The following is a 24,804-nucleotide window of genomic DNA, read 5'->3' on the forward strand; positions in this document are numbered from 1 at the left end:
TACGATGCGAAGCGAAGCGGAGCCGAGGGCCCTGCACGCCGCGATCATCATGGACGGCAACGGGCGCTGGGCGACGCAGCGCGGGCGGCCGCGGCTGGCCGGGCATCACCGGGGCGTCGAGGCGATCCGGCGCACCGCCGAGGCCTGCCCGGATCTCGGCATCGGCACGCTGACGCTCTACGCCTTCTCGGCGGACAATTGGCAGCGTCCCGCCGACGAGGTCGGCGGGCTGATGCGGCTACTGCGCTCCTATCTGCGCAACGAGACCCAGAGGCTCGCCCGCACCGGTACGCGCCTCAGCGTCGTGGGCCGGCGGGACCGGCTGCCGGAGGGCATCCCCGAGGCGATCATCGCCGCCGAGACCGCCACCGCGGCCGGGACCCGCCTGCACCTGCGGATCTGCGTGGACTACTCCGCCCGCGACGCGATCCTCGCGGCGGCGCAGCGCCTTCAGGGGGCGGACGCGCTCACGCGGGAGAATTTCGGCGCGCTGGTCGCCGGGCCGATGCACGGCTCACCGGTCGAGGTCGACCTGCTGATCCGCACCGGGGGCGAGCAGCGGCTGTCGGACTTCATGCTGTGGGAGGCGGCCTACGCCGAACTGCATTTCACCGAGCGGATGTGGCCCGATTTCGGGCCCGAGGACCTCGCCGAGGCGACGGCGGAGTTCCACCGCCGTGAGCGCCGGTTCGGCGGGCTCAAGGCGTCGGCCGTCCCGGCCGCGGCCTGAGCTCGGCTTGACGGGCGGGCGGCCGCGCGCAGAGGGTCCCGGCATGAGCGAGACCCTTGCCAACCGCCGCGTCCTCCTCGTCATCGGCGGCGGCATCGCGGCCTACAAGGCCCTCGATTTGATCCGGCGCCTGCGCGAGCGCGGCGCCAGCGTCTGCCCGGTCCTGACCGCGGGGGCGCAGGAATTCGTGACGCCGCTGGCCGCGGCTGCGCTGGCCGGCGAGCGAGCCCATACCGACCTGTTCGACCGGGCCTCCGAGGCGGAGATCGGCCACATCAAGCTCGCCCGGCAGGCGGATGCCGTGGTTGTGGCCCCCGCCACTGCCAACCTCATGGCCCGGATGGCGGGCGGCCACGCCGCCGACCTCGCGACCACGATCCTGCTGGCGACCGCCCTGCCGATCCTGATCGCGCCGGCCATGAACGTGCGGATGTGGGCCCACCCGGCGACCGGGCGCAACCGCGCGATCCTGGAGGGCGACGGCGTGCGCATCGTCGGCCCCAACGCCGGCCGGATGGCCGAGCCCGAGACCGGCCCCGGCCGCATGGCCGAGCCCCACGAGATCGCCGACGCCCTTGAACGAATGCTCGGCCTGGATGGCGACCGGCCCCTGACCGGCCGGCGCGTGCTCGTGACCTCCGGCCCGACCCACGAGCCGATCGATCCGGTGCGCTACATCGCCAACCGCTCCTCCGGCCGCCAGGGCCACGCCATCGCGGCGGCCGCCGCCCGGGCCGGCGCAGCCGTGACGCTGGTCTCCGGGCCGGTGGCGATCCCGGATCCGCCGGGCGTCACTGTCATCCGGGTGGAGACCGCCCGGGAGATGCTGACGGCCGTCGAGACGGCGCTCCCGGCCGATATCGCGATCTTCGCCGCCGCGGTGGCGGATTGGCGCCCGGAGCACGAGGCCGGCGCCAAGAAGATTAAGAAGGACGGCACCGGCCCCGCGCCGCTGGTCCTCGCCGAGAACCCCGATATCCTCGCGACGATCGCCCGCCGGTCCGTCGCGCGCCCGCCCCTGGTGGTCGGCTTCGCGGCCGAGACCGATGCGGTGCTGGAGAATGCCCGGGCCAAGATCGCCCGCAAGGGCTGCGACCTGATCGTGGCCAACGACGTCTCGGCGGCGGGCGGCGTGATGGGCGGGTCTGAGAACACGGTCCACCTGATCCGCCGGGACGGCACGGTGGAGACCTGGCCGCGCCTCGGCAAGGACGAAGTCGCCCGGCGGCTGGTGGTGTCTCTCGCGGGGATGGTGGCGGGCTGAGGCCGGGTCTTTCTGAAGCGGGCGATCAGATCCGCCCCATGGCTTCCCCACCCGCAGACCGACGGGCGACACAGGTTTGAGGTTTCAGCGTGCTCGCCGGTCAGATCGGCGGGGCTCGGGTCCCCTCTCCCGCACGGGAGAGGGGGCCAGTCGCGCTGCGTCATGAGCCGCGTGCCTTGAACCTGCGTCGCCCATAGCCCGCAGAGGGGGGAGAGAGGAGCGGAACCGCCGCGCCCTCAACCCCGCCCTGGCCTGCCGCGGCCCGAGTCGCTAGAAGGCGCGCGACGACCGGCGCGCACAGCGCCGGTTCCAGGGAGAAACCATGCCTCGCCTGTCCCTTATCGCCGGAGCCGCGTTGATTGCCATGACCACAGCCGCCAATGCCGAGACCGTGACCCTGCCGTCCGGTCTGCAGTACCAGGACGAAGTCGTGGGCACCGGGCCGGAGCCGAAGGCCGGGCAGCAGGTCACCGTCCAGTACACCGGCTGGCTCGACGAGGGCGGCAAGAAGGGCAAGAAGTTCGATTCCTCCCGCGACCGCAACCAGCCCTTCAGCTTCCCGCTCGGGGCCGGCCAGGTCATCAAGGGCTGGGACGAGGGCGTCGCGACGATGAAGACCGGCGGCAAGCGCACCCTGATCATCCCGCCGCAGCTCGGCTACGGCGCCCGGGGCGCCGGCGGCGTGATCCCGCCGAACGCCACCCTGATCTTCGACGTCGAGCTCCTCGGCGCGAAGTAAGGGCACGGCTGCGCGACGGCGAAAGTCCTCAAAGAATGCTGTTCGCGCAGCTGCCCGACGAGCTGTTCAAGCCCCTGGCCGCGCCGAGCCGGGGCTTCAACGCCGCCCTGCTGCTGCACCTGCACCGGCGTGTCCTCGGGGCCGAGCCGGTGCGCAAGGCCGAGCTGCTGGCCGAGATCGGCGACTTCGCCGCCGGCTGGAGCGATCCGGAGGTCAGCGGCGACGAGCCGATCTCCGCCGAACCGGCCGAGCGCCGCACGGCGCTTTACCGGCGCCTCCTCGACACCGGCTGGCTGATCGAGCGCCGCGAGCGCTACGTGCCGGTGGTGGAGTTCGACCCCGAGGCGCGGCTCCTGCTGGAGGAGCTGTCGCGCCTCGAACGGGGTGAGACCCGCTCCTACGGCGGCGCCGTGCTGGAGGTGCTGGGCGGCCTGGAGAGCGCCCTCTCGGATCCGGGCAACCGGTCCGAGGCCCTGTCCAACGCCGCCCGGGCGGCGGCGGCCTTCCTGGCGCATGTCCGCGGCCTCGCCGCCGGCATGCGCAAGGTCGAGGAGCGCATCCTGCGCGAGCCCGACCGCGCCAAGACCTTCCGGCTGTTCTTCGAGGATTTCGTCGAGCGCCACCTGATCAGCGACTACCGGACGCTGCACACACGGTTCAACCCGTTTCGCTTCCGGGCCAGCGTGGTGCGTGAGGCCGGCCGGGCCCTGCGCGACGCCCTCACGGTCCGGGCGCTCGCCGAGGGCCTGATCCGCGAGGGCCGCAGCCCCGATCTCGACGCCGCCCAGCGGGCGATCCGGTCCGATCTCACCCAGATCCTGGCGGTGTTCGAGGGGCTCGACAACCACCTCGACGCCGTCGACGCCGTGGTGGCGCGGCTTGAGCGCCGGATCGGCGCCGCCCTCCACGTCATGGATCGTCCGGATCCGAGCGCCGTCGAGCGTGCCGCCGCGCTGTTGCGCGCCGTCGGCGGGTCGGAGATCGCCCCCGACGTCCCGGCCGAGGTCTCGCTGCTGCGGCCGCCGATCGGCCACGCGCATCTCCAGGCCCCGCGGGCTCGCAAGGCCGCCATCGACATGGAGCCCCTGCCCGACTTGGAGGACGATCCCGTAGTGGACGCCTTCGCGGCCGCCAAGGCGGCGTTCCGGCGCCGCACCACCGTCACCCCCGAGGGCATGACCGCCTTCGTGGAAGCACGGCTCGGACACGCCCCGGCGCTGCGCGGGGCCGAGATCGCGATCATGGGGGTGGACGACTTCATCGTGTTCCAGCGCCTGCGCGAGATCGACGTCCTGTTCGACGCCAAGCTCGGCGACCTTTACGCCGTCTCGCGGCTGCCCGGGCGCGTCACCAACGGCTGGCTCGACTGCCCGGACTTCATCCTGGAGCGGCGCTCCGGTGCTTGAGGGCTTCCGCGCCATCATCGACGGCGACGAGCCCGCGCCAGCGGGCGCCCGGGCGCCGGACGCCGAGGAACTCAGCCGCGCCCTCCAGGTGCTGTTGAAGGGCCAGGTGATCTACGCCGACACCCAGGGGATCGGGCGCTCCTACGAACTCGCCCGGCACTACGCCCCGTTCTTCACCGACTATTTCGCCTGCCTCGGCTACGCGCTGACCGTCTCGCACCGTGACCAGATGGTCTCGCTGAGTCCCGCCGCGGACGCCCCGCGCCACGACATCGTCTCGGAGCGCCTGCGCAAGGACGAGACCCTCGTGCTCCTGGCGCTCCGGCTTCTCTACGAGGAGGGCCTGCGCGACCATCGCGCCGGCACGGACGGGATCGTTGAATGCACCACCGACGAGATCGTCGAGAAGATCCGCACCGTGGCCCGCAACGAGCCCCCCGAGGAGGGACGGCTCGCCGACATCCTGCGCCTTTACGCAAGGCGCGGCGGCCTGCGGCTGGGCGAGCGCGACCGGGTCGAACGGGTCACCCCGCTCGCGCTCCTGCCGGGCCTGACGGTGCTCGCCTCGGACGCGTGGCTCGAACGCCTGCGGGCCTGGTCCGAGGCCGGGGAGGCCTGATCGGCCCCGTGGGTGCGGGTCAGGCGGCCCGCACCGTGGCGAGGAACCGCTCGACCTCGGTGCCGAGCTCGAACGCCTGCCGGGCCATCTCGGAGGCCGAGGCCAGCACCTGCGCGGCCGCCGCACCGGTCTCCTCGGCGGCACCGGCGACCCCCGTGACGTTGGCGGTCACGGAAGCGGTGCCGGTCGCCGCCTCGGCGACGTTGCGGACGATCTCCTGCGTCGCCGCGCCCTGCTCCTCCACGGCCGCGGCGATCGAGGTGGCCATGCCGCTGATCTCCCGGATCCGTCCGGCGATCCCGTCGATCGCCTGGACCGCCTGACCGGTTGAACCCTGGATATGGGCGATCTGCGTCGCGATCTCGGCGGTCGCCCGACCCGTCTGATCGGCGAGCGCCTTCACTTCGGTGGCGACCACCGCGAAGCCCCGCCCGGCCGCGCCGGCACGGGCCGCCTCGATGGTGGCGTTGAGGGCGAGCAGGTTGGTCTGGCTGGCGATGGCCGAGATCAGGTCCACGACCTCCCCGACCCGGCGCGCAGCCCCACTGAGCTCCTGGACCAGGCTGGCGGTCGCGCCCGCCTCGCGGACGGCGACCAGGGCCAGATCCGCGGAGGCCCCGACCTGCCGGCCGATCTCGTTGACCGACGAGCCCAGCTCCTCGGTTGCCGCCGCCACCGTGTTCACGTTGGTGGAGGCTTGCTCGGCCGCCGCGGCCGCGCTGGTCGACTGGCCGGCCGTCCGGGTCGCCGTGGCGGTCAGGCTCTCAGCCGTCGTCCGCAGGTGCGTCGCCGCGGCAGTGACGGACCCGACGATCCCGCCGACGGTGGTCTCGAACCGGCCCGCGAGCGCGATTGCGGCTTGCCGCCGCTGCGCCTCCGCATCGGTCCGGGCGAGCGCCGTCGCGGCTTCCAGGGCACGGGCATGCAGCAGGTTCTGCTTGAACACCTGAAGGGTGGCCGACATCGCACCGATCTCGTCGCGCCGGTTCGCGCAGGGGATCTCGGCCTGCGTCTCGCCATCGGCCAGACGGCGCATGGCGCGGGTCATGACGGTGATGGGCCGCGACACGCCGACGAAGCTGTACAGGGTGGCGCCGAATGCGATCACAAGTGTGGCGCCGAGGATCACGACGGTCCAGCGGACCGCGGCCGCCTGGCTCGCCCGGGCGGAAAGTCCGGCCGCCTCGACGCCCTTCACATGGCATTCAACCAGTGCGTGCGCAGCCTGAGCCGCCTCCACGTAATGGTTGTGCATCGCCCCGCGATAATAGGACATCGCGGCTTCGCGCTGACTGAGACCGAACGCGCGCAGGCGGTCCCAGTCGTAGCGCTGGATTTTCAGTTTCGCCGCCAGGGCGTCGTACAGCGCCTGCTCGTCCGCCGACGCGATGCGGGCCTGATAGGCGCCGACCCTCGCGGTCCGGGCCTGGACCAAATCATCGACCGTCTTCTCACCGGCTTCGCGTTCGGAGGCGAAATCGGCGGTGGCGAATCGGACCTGTTGAAGTCGTATTCTAGCGATCAAGGCGTCGATCGCCTGTGCTTCATTCAAGGACGGCACCGCCACATCGAGTAGCTGTGAAATGTGTCCGTTCACAACAAGCATATTGTAGATTGCAACACCGCCCTGAAGCGCGGCTGCGAACATGAGAGTAGCAATGAGTCCACTCAATGTGAGCTTTAGACTGGCGCGCATGACGATTATCGATCCTCCCGGCGCGAACGATACAGGGATCAAATTGTCTGACAAGTTGTGAAGTGCAGCCGCGGTGACAGGGGCGTGCGTCCCTTCCCATCGCTGATCCCGGCGAGCGGACCGGCCGTTCACCCGTCCGCCACCGATCGGAGACGATTCTGCGACAGCGCCGCGTCCGATCGATCACCGAGGAATCCGGGCCGGTATCGGCTCCGGTATCCCTTCAGGCAGGGAATACCGATGGCCTCGTCGGCTGCGTCTGCGGTCGGAATTCGCGCGGGGCCGGTGGTCGCTTGCATACGCGGGCGAAGCCGGCCAACTGGAACCCCGATCCACCCGCGCGCCGCCCAGCCCCCGACCCCCGTGTACGTCCTCACCGACATCGCCCTCTCGAACTGGTATCTGATCCGCCGCGAGCAGATCCGGCTGCGCGGGGCGGCGGCGCTCGTCGGGCCGACCGGGGCCGGCAAGTCCACGATCTTCGACGCGGTCGGCACCGTGCTCGCCGGCAACAATGCCAGCCGCCTCGCCCTCAATGCCTCGGCCTCCGGGCGCAGCGCCCGCACGGTGCGCGACTATTGCCTCGGCTGGATCAGCGACCCCGCGGAGGGCGGCCGCCCGACCCGGGAATCCTGCGAGACCGTGCTCGCACTGGTCTTCGAGAACCCGGCCTCGGGGCGCGTGGTCACGGTCGGCCTGGCGCTGGCGGCCCGGGCCGCGGAGCCGAAGGAAACGGTCCTGTCGCGCTTCATCGCGATCGGGCACCGGTTCGAGATCGCCGACTATGCCCGCACCGCCCCCGGCGGCAGCTACACGGCGCCCTGGAGCGAGATCGCCGGGGACCTGCGGGCCCGGGCGGCGAGCTTCACCGAGTACCGGACCTCCGGCGAGCGCTTCACCGCCGATGTCCTGGCCACCCTGCGCGAGGGCGCGCCGGCGCCGGAGCCGCGGCATTTCCTGCGCAGTTTCGCCAACGCGGTGGCGTTCAAGCCGATCTTCGACACCAGCGCCTTCGTGCGCGCCTTCGTGCTGGAGCCGGAGCCGCTGGATGTGGAGCGGGTCCGGCAATCCATCGCCAACTGGCGGCGCCTCCTGGAGACCATCGCCGAGCTGGAGACCCGGCTGGCGCGGCTGCGCCGCCTGCGCGACCGCTACGAGGCCTGGAGCGAGGCGGTACTCGCCACGGCGGCGCACGAGCTGCGCGCGGCGTCCGCCGAGCTGCGCCGCCGCAGCCTAGACCTCGTCGCGGTCCGCACGCGCCTGCGCGAGGGCGCCGACACCCTGCGGATCGCCCGGGAGCGCGTCGCGGCGAGCCGCGGCCACGTGCGCGAGATCGACGGCGAGATCGCCGAGAAGAAGGCGCTGGCCGCCGCCGGCGCCGCCGAGCGTCGCCTCGCCGCCTCGACCCTGGGCCTCTCGATGCTGGAGCGCGACCGCAAGGAGCTGGCCGGGCGGATCGCCGACCTCGTCGGTCTCGTCGGCCAGATGGGCAAGCTCCAGCCGGTCGCCCCGATCCTGCGTCAAACCTGCCCGCAGGCGGCGCGCCTGGCCGAATCCTGCGCCCGGGCGGGCCTGCGCCGCGAAGCCCCGCCCGAGGAAGTCCTGCGCCCCGAGGGGCCCCTGGCCGAGCTCCTCGACGGGCTGGCGCGATTGCCCGACTTCGAGGAGGCCCTGGAACGGGCGGCCGAGGACGCGGCCCTGAAGGCGCGCGCCCAGGAGAGCGAGGCCGAGCGCACCGCCCCCCGCACCGGCACCGGCCCGGCGGCGCGCTTGTCCTCCGACACGGTGGCGTTCCGCGGCGAGCTGGAGCGCCGCGGCATCGCGGCGATGCCGATCTGCGAACTGGCCGAGATCGTCGATCCAAGCTGGGGCCCGGCCCTGGAGGGCCTGCTCGGACGCGCCCGCGAGGCCCTGGTGGTGGCGCCGGACCGGTTGAGCGAGGCCCTCGGCGTCCTCCAGTCGGGCCGCGACCGGTTCCATCGCTGCATCCTGGTCAAGACCACCGACACCGCCAAGCAGCGCGCCCGCCGCTACGACGACGGGCCGCTGACGGTGATCGAGACCAGCGACCCGCACGCGGAGGCGTTCCTGGGGGTGCGGCTCGGCGCCTATGACCTCGCCCGGGACGATGCCGAACTCGCCCGCCTCGCCCGAGCGGTGGCGCCGAGCGGGCGCACCACGGCCGGCATGGCCTATTCGGTGACCCGGAGCGTCGATCTGCTCATGACCCGCGGCCATCGCGGGCCGACCGTCGACAGCCGGCGGGTCCACGAGGCCGCGGTCGCGGAGGCGCGCCGCCTGCGCGGCGAGGCGGCGGTGCTGCGCGAGGCCGCCCGCACCGCCGCCGCGATCCGGGCCCGCATCGCCCGCGGCCTCGACGATATCGACACCCTGCGGGCCGAACTGAACGGTCTCGACGGACGGCGGCGGACCCTTCAGACCGAGCGCGAGGGCATCGAGAAGCGCGACAGCACGGGCCTTGCCGCCGAGATCGCCGCCCTGACGACCGAACGGGTCGGCTATCTGCGCGAATTGTCGGAGACTCTGGAACCGACGCTCGATCGCCTGCTGGCCGACGAGGCGGCCCTGCGCGCCCGGCTGGTCACGATGCGCGAGGCCGCCCGCGCGGCGCTCGCGGCCCGGCGCTCGGCCCTGCGACAGCTGACCGGCGGCGATGCGGCCCGGGTCCGGGTCGCCCGCTCCGAGCGGTTCGACCCGGGGGTGATCGCCGAGGCCCGGCGGGCGCTGGCCGGCCTCGACGGCAAGGCCGCCGGCACCCGGGCGACCGCCGAGCGCGGCCTCGCCCGGGAGACCGCCGAAGCGGCGCGCTCCCACGGGCGGATTGCCGAGCGGGAGCTGGCGGAGGCCTGCGCCGCCTGGCGGGTCGAGAACCCGCTCAACCAGGGGGATGCGCCGGCCATCGACGGGTTCGCCTGGGTCCGGCGGGAATACGACGCCGTGGAGGGCCACGAATTGCGGCGCTACCGCGCCCAGGCCGAGCGCGCCGAGGTCGAGATGCGGCGGCTCATGACCGAGGATCTGCTGACCCGCCTGGCCGACCGGTTCGAGCGGGTGCATGCCCGGCTGGAGGCCCTGAACGAGCGGCTCTCGGCCCGCAGCTTCACGGGCCAGACCTATGCGTTCGAGGCGGCGGTGGACCGCCGCTACGCCGCCGTCCACGCCCTCGCCACCGAGACCGCCCGCTCGCCCGAGGCCGCGCAGGCGGTGCTCGCCGGGGAGGCGGAGGGTCCGATGGCGGCGGCGCTGGAGGAGATCACCGCGCTGATCGCCGGCCAGGAGGATGCGGCGCGGCTCGCCGATTACCGCAACTACTTCGTGTACGAGATCGGCATGCGCGACCGGGCGGGCAACCGCACCACCATGTCGGCGCGGGCTTTGCGGGGCTCGGGCGGCGAGGCGCAGGCGCCGTTCTACGTGGCGATCGCCGCCTCCCTCGCCAGCGCCTACTATCCGGGCGACCGGCCGGGCGACGAGAATCCCGGTCTCGGCCTGTGCCTCCTCGACGAGGCGTTCTCGAAGCTCGACGTGCGCAACAGCCAGGCGCTGGTCGATCTCTACCGGGCCTGGGGACTGCAATTGCTGATCGCGGCGCCCGAGGACAAGCGCACGACCCTGACCGAGGTGATGGACACCATCGTGACCGTCTACAAGAGCCCGGACCTGACCTCGGTCCGGATCGAGGCCGAGCACCCGCTGGAGGCGGCCCGGCGGGCGCTGCACGCGATCAACCCCGATCAGATCGGGATCGAGGGATTCCGCCAGTCCGACGCGGCGGAATAGGCGGAGGAACCACCGCCCTGCCCGGGCCGATCAGGCGCCGAGCGCCTTCAGCACGTCCCGCGCGGCGCGCTCGCCGTCGAGGGTCGCGCCGCCGACCGTCATGGCACCGCCGCCGGCCAGCGCTTCGCCGGCGAGGAACACCCGTCCGCCCATCGGCGCACGCAGGGTGTCCCGGGCCTCCGCATGGCCGGGCGCCACGATCGAATAGGAGCCCAGGGCCTGCGGATCCGTCCACCAGCCCGCGAGCCGCCCGGCCAGGACCGCGCCCCGCGCCTGGGCGCCCAGGATCGCGCCGAGCCGCTCGGTGGCGTGCGCCACCGCGGCCGCCTCGCCGGCGCGGCAGAGGTCGCGGGCGCCATCGCCGCCGAGATTGGCCACCGCGAGGGGTCGGCCGAACGGGCCCATCTCGAAGTAGAGTGTCGGGCCGCCGGTCGCGACCGAGACCGCGTCGCCGAACGCCGCCGGATCGATCTTCCCCGGGTCGAGGCGCAGGCCGATTTTCGTGTAGGCGCCCATGTGGAGCCCGTCGAGCGCCGCCTGCTGGAGGTCGGGGAGGCCGGGCGTGAACCGGAGGGCCCCGGATTTCAGCACGCCCACCGGCACCGTGACGATGACGGCCGCCGCCGACAGGGCGCCCCGGGCGGTCCCGACCCGGACAGCCGGCCCGGACCAGTCGATCACCTCAACCGGACAGGCGAGGCGCACCGGAAGGTCGGCGAAGTGGCGCGCGACGAGGTCGCCGTAGCCGTCGACCCACAGGTCGGTGCCGGACCAGAGCCGGTCGTAATCGACCGCCGAGACCCGCTCGGGATCCTCACCCAGCGACAGCCGGCTCAGGCCGGCGGCGGCCTGTTCCGCATTCGGTCCGCCGGCCCGCGCCGCCTCAGCCAGGGACGGGTCGCCGCCCTTCGGCGCCAGCAGGGCGTCGAGGCCGGAGAATCCGGCGCGGCGGGCCGCCTGCTCGGCCTCCGTGGCCGCCCGGTCGTCGATGGTGAGGGTGCGGGCCCAACCATCCTCGCTGGCGAAGCGGACGCCCGCCGCCCGGGCGATGGGGGCCCAAGGATTGCGCTCGGCCCAATGGATGTATTCGGCCCCGGCGTCGAAGGGGCAATCCGGGCCGAGCGACCGGTCGGTGAAGGCCCGGCCGCCGATCCGGTCCCGCGCCTCCAGGAGGGTGAAGCTCTGGCCCGCCTCGCGCAGGAGCGCCGCGGCCGCCAGGCCCGCCGATCCGGCGCCGACTACGACCACGGTCCCGCCGCGGGCCGCCGCACGGAGGGCTGGTGCCGCCAGCAGGGGCGCCGCCAGCAGCGGAGCGGCGAGGATCGCGCGTCGGGTCGGTGGTCGCGCTGTGCGCATGGACGTTCCCGGGTTGCTCGGGGCGGCTAGGCCCCTCCACGACGAACCTTGGGGGTGCCGGTGCCGTTCCGGATAGCTCCGGCGGTTCAGCCCGCTCGACGAAGGCTGCGCAAAGGCCGCTGCGTCGCGTGACGGGCGCCCTCACTCCGGCGGACTACGCGGGTCACATATCGGTTCCGGATATGCGCAACGGCCGACCCGGGCGCGTCTCCCTCGCCCTCTGCGCGCCGATACTCCCACACCGGCTGGCACAGGACGCGACGTGGTTCCTCGCCCGCGCAGGCCACCGGATTCCCACTGATCAAGCTGGCGCTAACACCTTGAGACCGCGGCGCATTCCCCCCCCTTGCGGGGAGGAGTGCGCGTCGCGCCTTGCAACTGGAGATGTGTGAACATCTTAGCCCGCACGGGAGAGGGGACGCGCGCCTCATCCTGTCCCATGTGTCGCCTGGCGCGATCCGTGAGTCCGGAATCCCCTTTGCGGTGAAGGGTCACCCCCAAGGGACACCGCGCCCAGTCCCGTTAACAGACGCGCGTCTCCGCTCGCTCGAGTGCGGGCCGGGCTCCATGGATCGTCGGAACTGACTGGCAGCCTCGCAAGCTCCCAGGCCTAGCGATCCGCAGCCGCCCTATCCGCGCGCGCCCTGCGTACCCGAACGCTTCTCCATCATGGCCTTGACCTGCATCAGCTGATCCCAGACCTGCCCAGGTGAAGTCCCGAAGAAGTCGAAACCGGCGTTGACGCCCAGGTAGATGCCGACGCAGATCAGCGGCACGAGCACCCAGGCGAGGACCTCCTCGCCGCGCTTGCGCCGCTGGCGGCGGCGACGACGCTCCTCGCGCCAGGTCAGCGTCTTCGGGGGCGCCGGCTGCGCGACGGGGGGAAGCGGTCCCTCGTGCAGTTTGTCAGTCATCGGCCGCCTCCTCGCCGCGGCGCGTTCGCGTCGCGGCGGTCATAGACCGGCAGCCCCTAGTCCGGAAGGCCACCGGCCGGCCTGTGCATCATTAGGCACGCACGAGTGGCACCTTCGGCACGGTCCGGACGCCGCCGCCCGATCCGCCACCACCGCCCTTGTCGTCCTTCGGCGTCTTCTTCCGCGCCGCGGCGCGCGGCTTGACCCGCTTGTGGCGCTTGGCGGCGTTGGTCACGTCCTTCTCGGGCTTCGGCGTCACCGGACCGGCCGGGAAGTCGAAGGCCAGCTTATCCTTGGCGCCGGCCTTCGCCTCCTCGTCCTCGGGCTTGCGCACCACCACCCGGACGGCGCCGCCATCCTTGAGCTTGCCGAACAGCACCTCGTCAGCCAGCGGCGTCTTGATGGTCGACTGGATCAGCCGCGCCATCGGGCGTGCGCCCATGGCATCGTCGTAGCCGTGCTCGACCAACCACTCGCGGGCCTCGTCCGAGAGCTCGATCGTGACGTTGCGGTCGGCGAGTTGGGCCTCGAGCTGGAGGACGAACTTGTCCACCACCTTCGCCACCACCTCCTTCGGCAGGTGGCCGAACGAGATGATCGCGTCGAGCCGGTTGCGGAATTCCGGGGCGAACAGCTTGTTGATCGCCTCGACGTCGTCACCCGTGCGCTTGGTCTGGGTGAAGCCGTAGGCCGACTTCGCCAAGTCCGAGGCGCCCGCGTTGGTCGTCATGATGATGATGACGTTGCGGAAATCGACCTGCTTGCCGTTGTGGTCGGTCAGCTTCCCGTGGTCCATCACCTGCAGCAGGATGTTGAACAGGTCCGGATGCGCCTTCTCGATCTCGTCGAGCAGGAGCACGCAGTGCGGGTGCTGGTCGATTCCGTCAGTCAGCAGACCGCCCTGATCGAAGCCGACATAGCCGGGGGGCGCGCCGATCAGGCGGCTGACCGTGTGGCGCTCCATATATTCCGACATGTCGAAGCGCAGCATCTCGACGCCGAGGGAGGAGGCGAGCTGCTTCGCGGCCTCGGTCTTGCCGACGCCGGTCGGACCCGCGAACAGATACGAACCGATCGGCTTGTCCGGATCACGCAGGCCGGCCCGGGCCAGCTTGATCGCCGAGGTCAGGGCCTCGATGGCGTTCGGCTGACCGTAGACCACCCGCTTCAGGTTCTCGGTCAGGTGCTGGAGCACCACCGCATCGTCCTTCGAGACGGTCTTCGGCGGGATCCGGGCCATCGTGGCGATGGTCGCCTCGATCTCCTTGATGCCGATGGTGCGCTTGCGGCGCGCCTCCGGCACCAGCATCTGCGAGGCGCCGGTCTCGTCGATCACGTCGATCGCCTTGTCGGGCAGCTTGCGGTCGTTGATGTAGCGGGCCGACAGCTCCACCGCGGCCTTCACGGCCTCGGTCGTGTACTTGAGCTTGTGGAACTCCTCGAAGTACGGGCGCAGGCCCTTCACGATCTCGATCGTGTCCGGGATCGACGGCTCGTTGACGTCGATCTTCTGGAACCGGCGCACCAAAGCGCGGTCCTTCTCGAAGTACTGGCGGTACTCCTTGTAGGTGGTCGAGCCGATGCAGCGCAGCGTCCCGGAAGCCAAGGCGGGCTTGAGCAGGTTCGACGCGTCCATGGCGCCGCCCGAGGTCGCACCGGCGCCGATCACCGTGTGGATCTCGTCGATGAACATGATCGCGTTCGGGTGCGCCTCGATCTCCTTCATCACCTGCTTGAGGCGCTCCTCGAAGTCGCCCCGGTAGCGGGTGCCGGCGAGCAGCGTGCCCATGTCGAGGGAGAAGACGGTGGCGTCGGCCAGGACCTCCGGCACCTCGTGCTGGATGATCTTCCGGGCCAGCCCCTCCGCGATCGCGGTCTTGCCGACGCCGGGGTCGCCCACCAGAAGCGGGTTGTTCTTCTGCCGGCGGCACAGGACCTGGATCGTCCGCTGGACCTCGGTCTCGCGGCCGATGAGCGGATCGATCTTGCCGTCCCGGGCCTTCTTGTTGAGGTTGACGCAGTAGGCGTCCAGCGCATCGCCCTTCTTCTTGGCGCCGCGGGGATCACCCTCGTCGCTCGGACGCTCGGCGGCGCCCTCCTCCTCGGCGCCCCGCACCGGCTTCGACTCGGAGGCGCCGGGGCGCTTGGCGATGCCATGGCTGATGTAATTGACCGCGTCGTAGCGGGTCATGTCCTGCTCCTGCAGGAAGTAGGCGGCGTGGCTCTCGCGCTCGGCGAAGATCGCCACCAGCACGTTCGCCCCCGTCACCTCCTCGCGACCGGAGGATTGGACATGGATCACCGCGCGCTGGATCACGCGCTGGAACCCGGCCGTGGGCTTGGCGTCCTGCCGTCCGTCCCCGGTCAGATTGGACAGTTCCGTGTCGACGTAATCGACCAAGCTGCGCTTGAGCGTCTCGACCTCGACGTTGCAGGCGCGCATGACCGCGGCCGCGTCCTGATCGTCCACGAGGGCGAGCAGGAGATGCTCCAGCGTCGCGTATTCGTGCCGTCGCTCCCCCGCGAGCGCCAGGGCGCGGTGGAGGGCTTGTTCTAGGCTGCGTGAGAAGCTTGGCAAAGCTGGCCTCTGTCTGGGTGCCTACCGCGAGCGGCGCCTATTTCTTTTCCATAACGCACTGGAGAGGATGTTGGTGTTTGCGCGCGAAGTCCATGACCTGCGTCACCTTGGTCTCGGCGACCTCGTAGGTAAAGACTCCGCACTCGCCGACCCCGTTCTGATGCACGTGCATCATGATGTGGTAGGCGTCCTCGTGGCTCTTGTTGAAGAACCGCTCGACCACCAGCACGACGAACTCCATCGGCGTGTAGTCGTCGTTCAGGAGCAGGACCCGATAGAGGCTCGGGCGCTTGGTCCGAGGCTTCGTGCGGGTGATGATCGCGGTGTTGGACCGGTCATCGCCGCCCGGCGCGCGCGAACCGGATGCCAGGGCCGCGCCGCGCGCCGGCCTGTGAGCCCTCGTCGAACCTGCGGTGCCCTGTGGGGGGACCTGTGTCATGTGCGTCGAACCGATCCCTCGTTCGGAGCGGGCGTCGCCGGCCCCGAGGGCCACGTCTGTCCTGGCCCTGCCGGGAGCAGCGCTCAGCTCCACGGGGGTCAATCTACAGACGGTGAGCCGACTTCGCCAGACGCCTGTGCGCACTTGTCCGCCCCGCTGCGCTTGTCTCGGGCGCACGGACCCAGACCCGCTAACGCGCGCGGCCGGGACGTGGCGCCGTTGGCGGCCTCAGGAGGTCGGTGGTCAGGGCCGAGACGAGATCGGCGGCCACCGTGGTCCGCGCCACGAGGCGCGCGCCGGCCCGTTGCAGATACGCGCTCTGGACCGACAGGACTTCCGCCGGACCACGCGCGGTCGCGAGCTTGCCCAGCGTCGCCTTGAGATCATCGAGGCCCTGCCGGGCGGAATCCGCCCATTCGATCCCGACGCTCTGGGCGGTTCGGCTCACCGCTCCGAACCGCCGCAGCGGGGTGCCGAAGCCGGGCGGGACCGGAAACGAAGGATGGGGGTTGCGAGTCTGCATGGCCGATCTCCGGGCCGCCGCCGGCCGGCCCCGAGTGACCGGCACGAAGGGCGGCATCGATCCGAAACGGACTGTGTGCGCCGCAAGGACAACCGTCAAGCTGGACGATGGCGGCCCAGCGCGCCGACCCGGGATCCCCGGGATCAGGCCCCGTAACCGATAGAAGAAACGACACGATCGCGACCTCGCGCCGATCGCATTAACGGGCCTGTAACTGCGCTTGCCTAACTCTTCGATGATGCAGCGGGGCCACGCGACCGGCGCCGCTCCGCACAGGGGACATGACCGGCCCGTGCCGGTCTCGCGAGGCAATCAGGCGTGATGCGTAGCGTAGTAGGCGGCTCCCGGACGATTCCCGCGCTGCCGGCCGCGATCCTGGCCGCCGCGGTCCTGACGACCTTGGCCAGCCCGGCGGATGCACGGCGCGGGCGCCACCACCATCACCACGCGAGCGGCGGCGGAGGCTACAATCCCCCCTACGCGGCCATGGTGGTGGACGTGAAGAGCGGGAAGACCCTGCACGCGGTCAACGAGGACGCGCTGCGCCATCCCGCCTCGATCACCAAGGTCATGACCCTCTATCTGCTGTTCGAGCAGATGGAGCGCGGCAAGTTCGCCCTCGATTCCGAGCTGTCCATCTCGGCCCATGCCGCCGCCCAGGCGCCCTCGAAGCTCGGCCTGCGCCCCGGCCAAACGATCGCGGTCGAGGACGCGATCAAGGCGATCGTCACCAAGTCGGCCAACGACGTGGCCTGCGCGATCGGCGAGAACATCGCCGGCTCCGAGGAGCGCTTCGCCCAGATGATGACCGCCAAGGCGCACGCCCTCGGCATGAGCCGGACGCATTACGCCAACGCGTCGGGCCTGCCCGATCCCGACCAGCTGACCACCGCCCGCGACCTGACGGTGCTCGCCCGGGCAATCCAAGACCGGTTCCCGCATTATTACCGCTACTTCCAGACCCGGTCCTTCGCGTTCCGCGGCCGGGTGATCGGCAACCACAACCACCTGCTGGGCAACGTCGAGGGCGTCGACGGGATCAAAACCGGCTACACCCGCGATTCCGGCTTCAACCTGATGACCGCGGCCAAGTCGGAGGGCCGCCAGATCGTGGCGATCGTGCTCGGCGGCAAGTCCGGCGGGAGCCGCGACCGGATCATGGCCGATCTCGTCCGCGGCAGCCTGCCGCGGGCCTATGCCGGCGCCCGGATCGCGCCTCCGGTGACCGAAGTCGCCGAGCGCGCCCGCCCGGCCGTGGTCGCCGACGCGGTATCGCGGACCCGCACGCAGGTCGCCGACGCGGACGACGGGGATGTCGAGACCACGGGCACCACCGGCGAGCCCCTCGACCTCGCCCCCCGGGCCGCGGCGACGACGACGCCGGGCGGAACCTGGAAGCCCGGCCCCCAGGGGATCCCGAAGGCGGCCCAGGCCTATGCCGGCGCGAGCAGCGCCCAGGCCCCCTTCCCCGGCACGGCCAAGGTGGTGGCCCGGGTCGCCTCGATGGAGCGCGACGAGCCACCGAAGGCGGTCTCCGGAGCCCGCGTCGTGCCGACCGCCTGGGTGATCCAGCTCGGCGCCATGGACGACGAGACCAAGGCCCGCTCGATGCTCTCGGAGGCGCGCGCCAAGGTCGGTGGCAGCCTGTCGAAGGCGGCCCCCTACACGGTGAAGGTCGAGCACGGCGGCACCACTTTGTTCCGCGCCCGCTTCTCGGGTTTCGCCGAGCAGGATTCCGCCCAGGACGCCTGCACGGCCCTGAAGCGCAGCGGCTTCAGCTGCTTCGCGACCCGGAGCTAAACGACCAGGACCCGCCGGCGCGCCCTCGCGCCGGTTCGGCACGCCGCGGCGCAGTTAGCCCGCGGCCGCGACCCTCTCATCCCCTGACAACGCGCGTGGAGTTCAGCGATGTCGGTTCAGAAGCCTGTCCCGGGCGGCGTTGACGCGCGCCGCCCCCTCGGCACTGCCCCCCTGGTCGGGATGGGCGCGCTTCATCAGAGACCGGTGGGCCGACCGGATCTGCTCAGCGGTCGCCCCGCGCTGAAGCCCCAGGATCTGGTACGCCTCCTCCTCCGTCATCGCCCCTGGGTTCGGCGGGCGGCGCGGCCGCGGGTCACGATCGCCCTCAGCGTCTACACGCCAGCCGGGCGCCCGGCGGTCGAGATACGGCTCTAGCAGGGCGGCGCCGGCCGGGTCGCGCTGGCGACAGGCCCGCAGCAGCGCGATCAAGGCCGCTCCCGACATGGTGTCGAGCCAGGCCCCGGCATCGGGCCCGGCGATCACGCGACCGGTGCGGAGGCCGCCGTCCGGACGCAACTGCGCCTCGATCAGCGTCGTGCGGTAGAGGCGGTCCGGGATATCGCCAGATTGCCGGGGCGTGCGGGGCGTTCGCCCTGCGACCGGCCGGATCAGGCGCCGCAGCCGCGCGGTCATCGACTCCTGACCCTCGATCATCCAGACGCCGCTCAGCCCGAGGAGCGCCGCCAGGACGAGGTTGCCGTGCAGGAGGAGGAACCCGCCCGCCAGGAGCGCCAGGGCGCCGAGCATCCGCGTCTGGGATCCGCCGGTCGCCGCGCCGAGACCCTGGCCGAGGGCGCGCTTTAGGCGCGGACCCAGTCCACGACTGTTCTTGGACAGCCACCACAGCGTCAGGCAGGCGAGCAGACCGGCGAGCAGCGCCATCCTCAGCGCCGCACGCCATACTCGGCCGAGGCCCGGCCGCCGACCTGAACCGTCGTCCCGTTGCCCAGGTCGTAGAACCCGTCCCGGCGCGGAACCGGGTGGCGGGCACCGGGCGTGCAGCCGGGCTGCGGCGGCAGCCGGACGCCCTCGGGCAGATCCTCCGGGCAGAGGCGGGAGCGGCTGGGCTGTTCGGCGGCCTGCGCGGCACCGACCCCGAGCAGGACGAGGAGCGTCAGGCGGGACAGGGACCTCATTGGCGGTTCTCCGCGACGTCGGCGGTGGTGATCCGGACCTGTCGGACCCGGCCGCCGCGTTCGACCTTCAAGGTCAGGGCCGCGCCGAGCCCGGCCTCCTCGATGGCCGCCGTGAGGTCGGCCAGGCGGTGGACGGGGCGGTCGTTGGCCTCGACGATCACGTCGCCGAGATCGCCGGTCCGCACGTCGACGCCGCGCAGGCCGGCCTGCGCGGCCGGCGACCCGGCCAGGACCCGCACGATCACGACCCCGTCGATCCCGAGCCGCGCCGTGGCGGCCTCCTGGGCGGCGATGATGCCGATGCCGGGATTGCGCACCCGCCCGACCTTGATCAGTTCCGGGACGATCCGGTTCACCACGTCCACGGGGATCGCGAAGCCGATGCCCGCGCTCGCCCCGGAGGGCGACACGATGGCGGTGTTGACGCCGATCAGCCGGCCCGCGGAATCCAGCAGGGGGCCACCGGAATTGCCGGGGTTGATCGCCGCGTCGGTCTGGATGACGCCGGACACCTCCCGGCCCTCGCTCGTCGGCATCCGCCGCCGCAGGGCGCTGATCACGCCGGTGGTCAGCGTATGGTCGAGGCCGAACGGGTTGCCGATGGCGAAGGTCGACTGGCCGACCTTGAGATCCGTCGAGGTGCCGATCGCCAGCGGCGGCGGCATATGGGTCACACGCCCCAGCTGCAGCACCGCCAGATCGTAGGACGGCGCCAGCCCGACGAGGCTCGCCGACACCACCGCGCCGTCGCTCAGCCGCACCGAGACGGAGCCACCGCTCTGCGCGGCGTTCTGCACGACATGGGTGTTCGTGACGATGTGGCCGGCCCCGTCCCAGACGAAGCCGGTCCCGGTCTGCGTGCCGCCGCCCTGCTGCTCGCCGCCATCCTCGTCGAGGTCGAGCAGGTCGCGGTTCTGGGTGGCGCCCTGCGCGAAGACGTGGACCACCGACGGGCTCGCCTGCTCGAACAGGCGGATCGTCGCCTGTTCCGATTGGGCGAGATCGCCGCGAGCCGTCACCGCCCGGGGCGCGTCCGCGGAATAGAGCAGCGGCTGCAGGTAGGGCTGGACCACGTAGAGGGCCAGCAGGACCAGGACCGCGGCGAGCACGATGCGCACGGTACGATCCGGCACGGATGTCTCCGGGAGTGGGTCGAGGGAATGCCCCGGCGGGCGCGGGTCTTAAGTGCGCGTTCAGGATCAGGGCGTCAACACGGGAGCGGTCGGCCGCCGACGCGCCCCGAACCTGTTCTGGGACACGTCGGCGGCCGGCGCATAGCGGCTAACGGAATGGTCATCATTCGATAGTCACAATTCTCGCAAGACCACGGCAGCCCATACGCGCTCAATACGGATATGGAAAACGCGACCGTTCCGTCCATCGTGCTTCCGCGCGGGACGATGGTTTCGGAAACCGCCCGAATTGATCGCAAAGCCGCCGCAGAGATGCTTGCTTTGACGCTCAGACCGGCGATCCCCGCTGTTCCCTGGCTCCGGCCGACGGCGGTGATCTGAACGGTCCCATACGGTTCGGAAGGACGAGTACCCATGGAAACCGAAGCTCTGGAACGGCCCGCGGATCTGACGATCTGGCGCACGGCCCCGGCCAGCACTCCACTGGCGCAACCCGAGCGGTTCGACACCCTGCGCGAGGCGATCAGAGCCGCCGCCGGCGCCCTGGCCGATCCGGCCAAGCAGCCCTGGATCATCACCGAGGAGGGCGAGATCCTGTCGCCGAACTGGATCCGCACCTACCTGAACTGACACCCGTTCGACGTGAAGACCGGGGATATCGGGGATGGCGGCGCGTGCCCCGCCCCCACACCGCCGGCCGGGGGCACCGGGGCGCAAGCCTCGCGGTCATCCCGGCAAGGCACGGCTCAGCGCCGTCGTCTCGGGGCGTTGCCGGATCGCCGCCACCGCCAGGGGCGCCGCGCGCCCTCGCAGGGTGTGGGCGCCGAGATCCTCGGCCACGAGATCGCCGGGTAGCGGGCCGAGCCGGTCGAGGAGATCGGCCGAGATCAGCACGTGGACGTCCAGCGTCTTGGACAGGGCCTCGAGCCGGGCGGTGGTGTTCACCGCGTCGCCGAAATACGCGATCTTGTGTCGCTCCAGCCCGATCTCGGCGGTGACCACCGGACCGCAATGCAGCGCCGCGCGGAATTCCGGCACCTGTCCGAAGCGGCTCCGCCACGCCTCGGACTCGGCCGTGAGGCGGGCCGCGAAGTCGAACACGCAACGCAGGCAGGCGGCGTCGCGCAGGCCGCGCTCCATCGTCCAGGTCACGAGCGCCAGGTCGCCGATATAATCGTCGATGGAGCCGCGGGCCTGCGAGACCGGCAGCGCCAAGGCGTTGAACACCTGCCCGAGAAAGGCCTGGGCCGCGTGGTCGCCGTGGCGGTCGGCGAAGCGCGTCGAGCCGGTCACGTCGAGGAACAGGAAGATCCGCTCCTCGCTGATCGGCCGGTGGTAGCGGCCGATCAACAGGTTGGCGAAGACCTCCGGTCCGATCAGGTCTCGGACCCGGAACACGAAGACCGCGACGGCCGAGATGGCGAGCGCATAGAGAAGTCCGGTATCGGACATGAGCATCGCGTTCCGCTCGCTGGACATGAAGCGGAACAGGCGGTTCAGGACCGTGCTGGCCACGGCGTTCCCGCCGACGATCATGGCGATGTAGAGCGACACGGTGGCCAGCAGGAACAGCGGCGTGGCGAGGCCCCGGATCCGCTCCCGCAGTGCCGGCAGGAGGAGCCGCCGCTCGTAGAGCATGATCGGCGTGCCGATGATCGCCCCCCTGATCGCCGCGCCGGTCAGCGCGCCGACCTGGAAGATCGCGCCGTAGAGCAGCCCGGCCAGGGCGCCGAGCGCGGGGGCGACGAGGAAGAACCAGGGCCAGCGGAACCGCATCGGTGCGCCCGGGCCGCGGCGCGCCCCGCCCTCAATCCAACCGCAGGGCGTGGACCGAGAACAGGTTCTGCGGGTCGGTCCAGACCTTGATCCACGTCCAGCCGGCGCGCTCAGCGAGCGCCCGGAAGGTCTCGCGCGTGTATTTGTAGCTGCTCTCGGTATGGATCGTCTCGCCGGCCGCGAAAGCAAAGGTGTCGGAGCCCACCGCCACGTCCTGCGCGTTCCGGGCGACCAGATGCATCTCGATCCGCGAGGCCTGCGGGTTGAACACAGCCCGGTGGGCGAAGGCGTCGAGGTCGAAACGGCCCGCGAGTTCGCGATTGATCCGGGTCAGGAGGTTGAGATTGAACGCCGCGGTGACCCCCTCGGCGTCGTCATAGGCGCTCTCCAGGGTGGCCGTGTCCTTCACCAGGTCGACGCCCACGATCATGTGGGCCCCCGCCCCCAGGATCCGCCCGAAGCGGCGCAGCAAGGCCTCCGCCTCCTCCGGCTCGAAATTGCCGATGGTCGAGCCCGGGAAGAAGCCGGCCCGGGGCAGACCGGCGAGGCTCTCGGGAAGGTCGATGTCGCGGGTGAAGTCGGCTACCACCGGTTCGACCCGGAGATGCGGGAAATCGCCGCTCAGGGCCTCGGCCTGGGCCTGGACGAACTCCCCGGAGATCTCCACGGGCACGTAGGCGGCCAGTTTGTCGAGGTGCCGCAGAAGCCGGCGCAGCTTCAATGTCGAGCCGCTCCCGAACTCCACCAGCGCCGCCCCCGCCGGCAGCAGCGCCGCGATTTCCGGGCCGCGCACGTCCAGGATCCCGATCTCCGTGCGGGTCGGGTAATATTCGGGGAGCCGCGTGATGTCCTCGAACAGGGCCGAGCCGGCGGTGTCGTAGAAGTATTTCGGCGACAGCGTCTTCTGCGGCCGGGACAGGCCCGCGCGCACGTCGTCGAGGAAGGCCGGCGCGACCGGCTTCGCGTCGGGGAAGGTTGGCTTGATGGTCACGGGCGGCTCCGGGGCGCGTCAGGCAACGTCGGCGAGGCGCAGGCCGGTGAATTGCCAGCGCTGATGCGGAAAAAAGAAGTTGCGGTATGGCAGGCGGGCATGGCCGTCGGGCGTGACCACCGAGGAGCCGCGCAGCACGAACTGATTGGCCATGAACTTGCCGTTGTATTCGCCCAGGGCTCCCGGCAACGGCCGGTAGCCCGGATAGGCCACGTAGGCGCTGCGGGTCCATTGCCAGACGAGGCCGAACGCGTCCGGCAGGCCACCGTCCCGGGCCGCGACCTCCCAATCGAACTCCGTGGGCAGGAACCGGCCGGCCCAGCGGGCATAGGCGTCGGCCTCGTAGTAGCTGACATGGGTGACGGGCGCGTCGAGGTCCACCGGGCGCTGGCCGGCGAGCGTCATGGTCGCCCACCCCTCCCCGTCCCGCCGCCAGTAGCCGGGGGCCTCCCAGCCTTCGGCCGGACCGGCATACCAGCCGTCCGACAGCCACAATTCGGGCTTGGCGTAGCCGCCATCCTCCATGAAGGCGAGCCACTGGCGGTTGGTCACGAGCGCCCGGTCGATGCGGCCGGCCGGGATCAGCGCCTCATGGCGGGGCGACTCATTGTCGAACGAGAAGCCCTCCCCCGCATGCCCGATCCAGGCGATGGCCCGGTCGAGGCGGGTCTGGCCCGGCTTCGCCGCCGCATCCGGGAAGCGCCAGTCCGGATCGTAGGCGGGGTTCAGGGGATTCTGCGCGAAGGCGTGCAGGATGTCGGTGAGGAGAAGCTCTTGGTGCTGCTGCTCGTGATAGAGCCCGATCTCCAGGATCGGCAGCAAAGCCTCCAGGGCGCGTTCGGATGCCTGACCCAGCAGGGTCTCCACGGCGCGGTCGATATGGGCCCGGTAGGCCGCGACCTCCGCCATGGTCGGGCGGGTGATCATGCCCCGCTGGATGCGCGGCTGCCGCGGACCGGCCGCCACGTAGTACGAGTTGAACAGGTAGTGCAGCCGCGCGTCGTAGATCGCGTAGCCCGGGAGGTGCTCCCGCAACAGGAACTGCTCGAAGAACCACGTCACATGCGCCCGGTGCCACTTGGTCGGGCTGGCATCCGCCATGGACTGGACCTGCTGGTCCTCCGGGGAGAGCGGCGCGGCGCGGCGCTCGGTCTCACCCCGGACCTGCCGGAACGCGGCGATCCAGGCGGCGCGGTCGATCGGCCGGGCGGTGACGGGCGGCGGCGGGAAGGCCGCTCTCCCGGGGTCGCGCGTCTCGTCCGGGCGCAGTGCGGCCGTCGCTGCCATGACGATGGTCCCTTGTTTCGGGCCTGACCGAGAACCGTTTCCTCGGTTCCGGCTCGGCGCGCAGAAGATATGTCTTGGCCGTGTTCCGACAACCTCCGCAGGACGAGTCCGTCGTCCGGCCGTTCGCCGGGGCGTTTTCGCCGCGGCGGCGCTGTGGTTAACGCGACAGGCTGGGGATCGCGGGTCTTTCTCTCGCCGCGGTGAGAGTGCCTTAACCCTCGATGACGACGTTCGGGACGCTCGCGAGGAGTCCAGGATTCTCATGCGGATCGATCTGATGGCCGGGGCCAGCCTCTCCGCCGCGGCGCGGCGCGGTGCCGCCGAGCCGACCATCCTGGTCTTCGATTCGGGGCTCGGCGGCCTGACCGTGCTCGACGCCGTCCGCCGCGCCCGGCCGGACGCCCGCTACGTCTATGTCGGCGACGATGCCGCCTTCCCCTACGGCCGGCTCGGCGAGGCGGCCCTCGTCGCCCGGGTTCTGGCCGTCATGGAGCGGCTGGTGGCGACCCACCGGCCCGACCTCGCGGTCATCGCCTGCAACACCGCCTCGACCCTGGTGCTCCCCGCCCTCCGGCAGCGCTTCACGACCCCGTTCGTCGGCGTCGTGCCGCCGATC

General features: G+C 71.5%; 20 protein-coding genes and 1 pseudogene. 9 read left to right on the forward strand and 12 right to left on the reverse strand.

Translation table 11 applies throughout. The annotated features are described in order from the left end of the window. The first annotated feature begins 4 nt into the window (after window positions 1–4). The 5 genes from MKK69_RS24625 to MKK69_RS24645 all read left to right on the forward strand — a co-directional run bounded on the left by MKK69_RS24625 (window position 5) and on the right by MKK69_RS24645 (window position 4,758). Complete coding sequence (locus MKK69_RS24625; RefSeq protein ID WP_243972258.1) at window positions 5–730, forward strand: di-trans,poly-cis-decaprenylcistransferase; 726 nt, start codon at window positions 5–7, stop codon at window positions 728–730. Window positions 731–773: 43 nt separating this feature from the next. Further along, window positions 774–1,994, forward strand: coding sequence for a bifunctional phosphopantothenoylcysteine decarboxylase/phosphopantothenate--cysteine ligase CoaBC (coaBC, locus tag MKK69_RS24630; protein WP_243972260.1), 1,221 nt, complete (start codon window positions 774–776; stop codon window positions 1,992–1,994). 322 nt (window positions 1,995–2,316) lie between these two features. Next, window positions 2,317–2,733: an FKBP-type peptidyl-prolyl cis-trans isomerase gene (locus tag MKK69_RS24635; RefSeq protein ID WP_243972261.1), complete on the forward strand. Its 417-nt coding sequence runs from the start codon at window positions 2,317–2,319 to the stop codon at window positions 2,731–2,733. A gap of 35 nt (window positions 2,734–2,768) precedes the next feature. Beyond that, window positions 2,769–4,139, forward strand: coding sequence for a Wadjet anti-phage system protein JetA family protein (locus MKK69_RS24640; RefSeq protein ID WP_243972263.1), 1,371 nt, complete (start codon window positions 2,769–2,771; stop codon window positions 4,137–4,139). Beyond that, entirely contained in the window at window positions 4,132–4,758 is a 627-nt protein-coding gene (locus MKK69_RS24645) for a DUF4194 domain-containing protein (protein ID WP_243972265.1), read from the forward strand. Before MKK69_RS24640 ends, MKK69_RS24645 begins: the two co-directional genes overlap by 8 nt. 19 nt (window positions 4,759–4,777) lie before the next feature. Here the strand turns inward: MKK69_RS24645 and MKK69_RS24650 are convergent, their stop codons facing one another. Then, a complete protein-coding gene (locus MKK69_RS24650) occupies window positions 4,778–6,454 on the reverse strand; it encodes a methyl-accepting chemotaxis protein (RefSeq protein ID WP_243972267.1) in 1,677 nt (558 codons plus the stop codon). A gap of 363 nt (window positions 6,455–6,817) precedes the next feature. On the opposite strand from MKK69_RS24650, the gene MKK69_RS24655 reads away from it, so the two are divergent. Continuing rightward, window positions 6,818–10,255, forward strand: a complete 3,438-nt coding sequence (locus tag MKK69_RS24655; RefSeq protein ID WP_243972269.1) for an SbcC/MukB-like Walker B domain-containing protein — start codon at window positions 6,818–6,820, stop codon at window positions 10,253–10,255. Between the two features lie 30 nt (window positions 10,256–10,285). Here the strand turns inward: MKK69_RS24655 and MKK69_RS24660 are convergent, their stop codons facing one another. The 5 genes from MKK69_RS24660 to MKK69_RS24680 all read right to left on the reverse strand — a co-directional run bounded on the left by MKK69_RS24660 (window position 10,286) and on the right by MKK69_RS24680 (window position 16,065). Then, window positions 10,286–11,611 (reverse strand): flavin monoamine oxidase family protein, encoded by a 1,326-nt coding sequence (locus tag MKK69_RS24660; protein ID WP_243972271.1) that lies wholly within the window; start codon window positions 11,609–11,611, stop codon window positions 10,286–10,288. A gap of 629 nt (window positions 11,612–12,240) precedes the next feature. After that, window positions 12,241–12,525 carry a hypothetical protein gene (locus tag MKK69_RS24665; protein WP_243972273.1) on the reverse strand — a complete coding sequence of 95 codons (285 nt, stop codon included), beginning with the start codon at window positions 12,523–12,525 and terminating at the stop codon, window positions 12,241–12,243. 91 nt (window positions 12,526–12,616) lie between these two features. Continuing rightward, complete coding sequence (clpA, locus tag MKK69_RS24670) at window positions 12,617–15,103, reverse strand: ATP-dependent Clp protease ATP-binding subunit ClpA (protein WP_243972275.1); 2,487 nt, start codon at window positions 15,101–15,103, stop codon at window positions 12,617–12,619. Between the two features lie 37 nt (window positions 15,104–15,140). Then, on the reverse strand, window positions 15,141–15,542 hold the full coding sequence (gene clpS, locus MKK69_RS24675) for an ATP-dependent Clp protease adapter ClpS (protein WP_243972276.1): 402 nt from the start codon (window positions 15,540–15,542) through the stop codon (window positions 15,141–15,143). 190 nt (window positions 15,543–15,732) lie between these two features. Next, complete coding sequence (locus tag MKK69_RS24680) at window positions 15,733–16,065, reverse strand: phasin family protein (RefSeq protein WP_243972278.1); 333 nt, start codon at window positions 16,063–16,065, stop codon at window positions 15,733–15,735. Between the two features lie 321 nt (window positions 16,066–16,386). Between MKK69_RS24680 and MKK69_RS24685 the strand changes: the two genes are divergently transcribed. Next, window positions 16,387–17,865 (forward strand): serine hydrolase, encoded by a 1,479-nt coding sequence (locus tag MKK69_RS24685; RefSeq protein ID WP_243972280.1) that lies wholly within the window; start codon window positions 16,387–16,389, stop codon window positions 17,863–17,865. Between the two features lie 102 nt (window positions 17,866–17,967). On the opposite strand, the gene MKK69_RS24690 is transcribed toward MKK69_RS24685, so the two are convergent. Genes MKK69_RS24690 through MKK69_RS24700 form a run of 3 tightly spaced genes read right to left on the reverse strand, consistent with a single transcriptional unit; the run spans window position 17,968 to window position 20,134 of the window. Continuing rightward, window positions 17,968–18,747 (reverse strand): DnaJ domain-containing protein, encoded by a 780-nt coding sequence (locus tag MKK69_RS24690; protein WP_243972282.1) that lies wholly within the window; start codon window positions 18,745–18,747, stop codon window positions 17,968–17,970. A 2-nt stretch (window positions 18,748–18,749) separates the two neighbouring features. Further along, window positions 18,750–19,001 carry a hypothetical protein gene (locus MKK69_RS24695; protein ID WP_243972284.1) on the reverse strand — a complete coding sequence of 84 codons (252 nt, stop codon included), beginning with the start codon at window positions 18,999–19,001 and terminating at the stop codon, window positions 18,750–18,752. Next, the gene (locus tag MKK69_RS24700) at window positions 18,998–20,134 is read right to left on the reverse strand and encodes a S1C family serine protease (RefSeq protein ID WP_243972286.1); all 1,137 of its coding nucleotides are present in this window, start codon (window positions 20,132–20,134) and stop codon (window positions 18,998–19,000) included. Before MKK69_RS24700 ends, MKK69_RS24695 begins: the two co-directional genes overlap by 4 nt. 414 nt (window positions 20,135–20,548) lie before the next feature. Between MKK69_RS24700 and MKK69_RS24705 the strand changes: the two genes are divergently transcribed. After that, window positions 20,549–20,764 (forward strand): hypothetical protein, encoded by a 216-nt coding sequence (locus MKK69_RS24705; protein ID WP_243972289.1) that lies wholly within the window; start codon window positions 20,549–20,551, stop codon window positions 20,762–20,764. 96 nt (window positions 20,765–20,860) lie between these two features. Here the strand turns inward: MKK69_RS24705 and MKK69_RS24710 are convergent, their stop codons facing one another. Genes MKK69_RS24710 through egtB form a run of 3 tightly spaced genes read right to left on the reverse strand, consistent with a single transcriptional unit; the run spans window position 20,861 to window position 24,188 of the window. Next, the gene (locus tag MKK69_RS24710) at window positions 20,861–21,910 is read right to left on the reverse strand and encodes an adenylate/guanylate cyclase domain-containing protein (protein ID WP_243972291.1); all 1,050 of its coding nucleotides are present in this window, start codon (window positions 21,908–21,910) and stop codon (window positions 20,861–20,863) included. A gap of 31 nt (window positions 21,911–21,941) precedes the next feature. Further along, window positions 21,942–22,901 carry an L-histidine N(alpha)-methyltransferase gene (gene egtD, locus MKK69_RS24715; protein WP_243972293.1) on the reverse strand — a complete coding sequence of 320 codons (960 nt, stop codon included), beginning with the start codon at window positions 22,899–22,901 and terminating at the stop codon, window positions 21,942–21,944. 18 nt (window positions 22,902–22,919) lie between these two features. Continuing rightward, window positions 22,920–24,188 (reverse strand): ergothioneine biosynthesis protein EgtB, encoded by a 1,269-nt coding sequence (gene egtB, locus MKK69_RS24720; protein ID WP_243972294.1) that lies wholly within the window; start codon window positions 24,186–24,188, stop codon window positions 22,920–22,922. A gap of 262 nt (window positions 24,189–24,450) precedes the next feature. Between egtB and MKK69_RS24725 the strand changes: the two are divergent. Beyond that, window positions 24,451–24,804: pseudogene (locus MKK69_RS24725) on the forward strand (glutamate racemase); the annotation flags it as partial.

It is taken from the genome of Methylobacterium sp. J-026 (assembly GCF_022829585.1).
Taxonomy (GTDB): domain Bacteria; phylum Pseudomonadota; class Alphaproteobacteria; order Rhizobiales; family Beijerinckiaceae; genus Methylobacterium.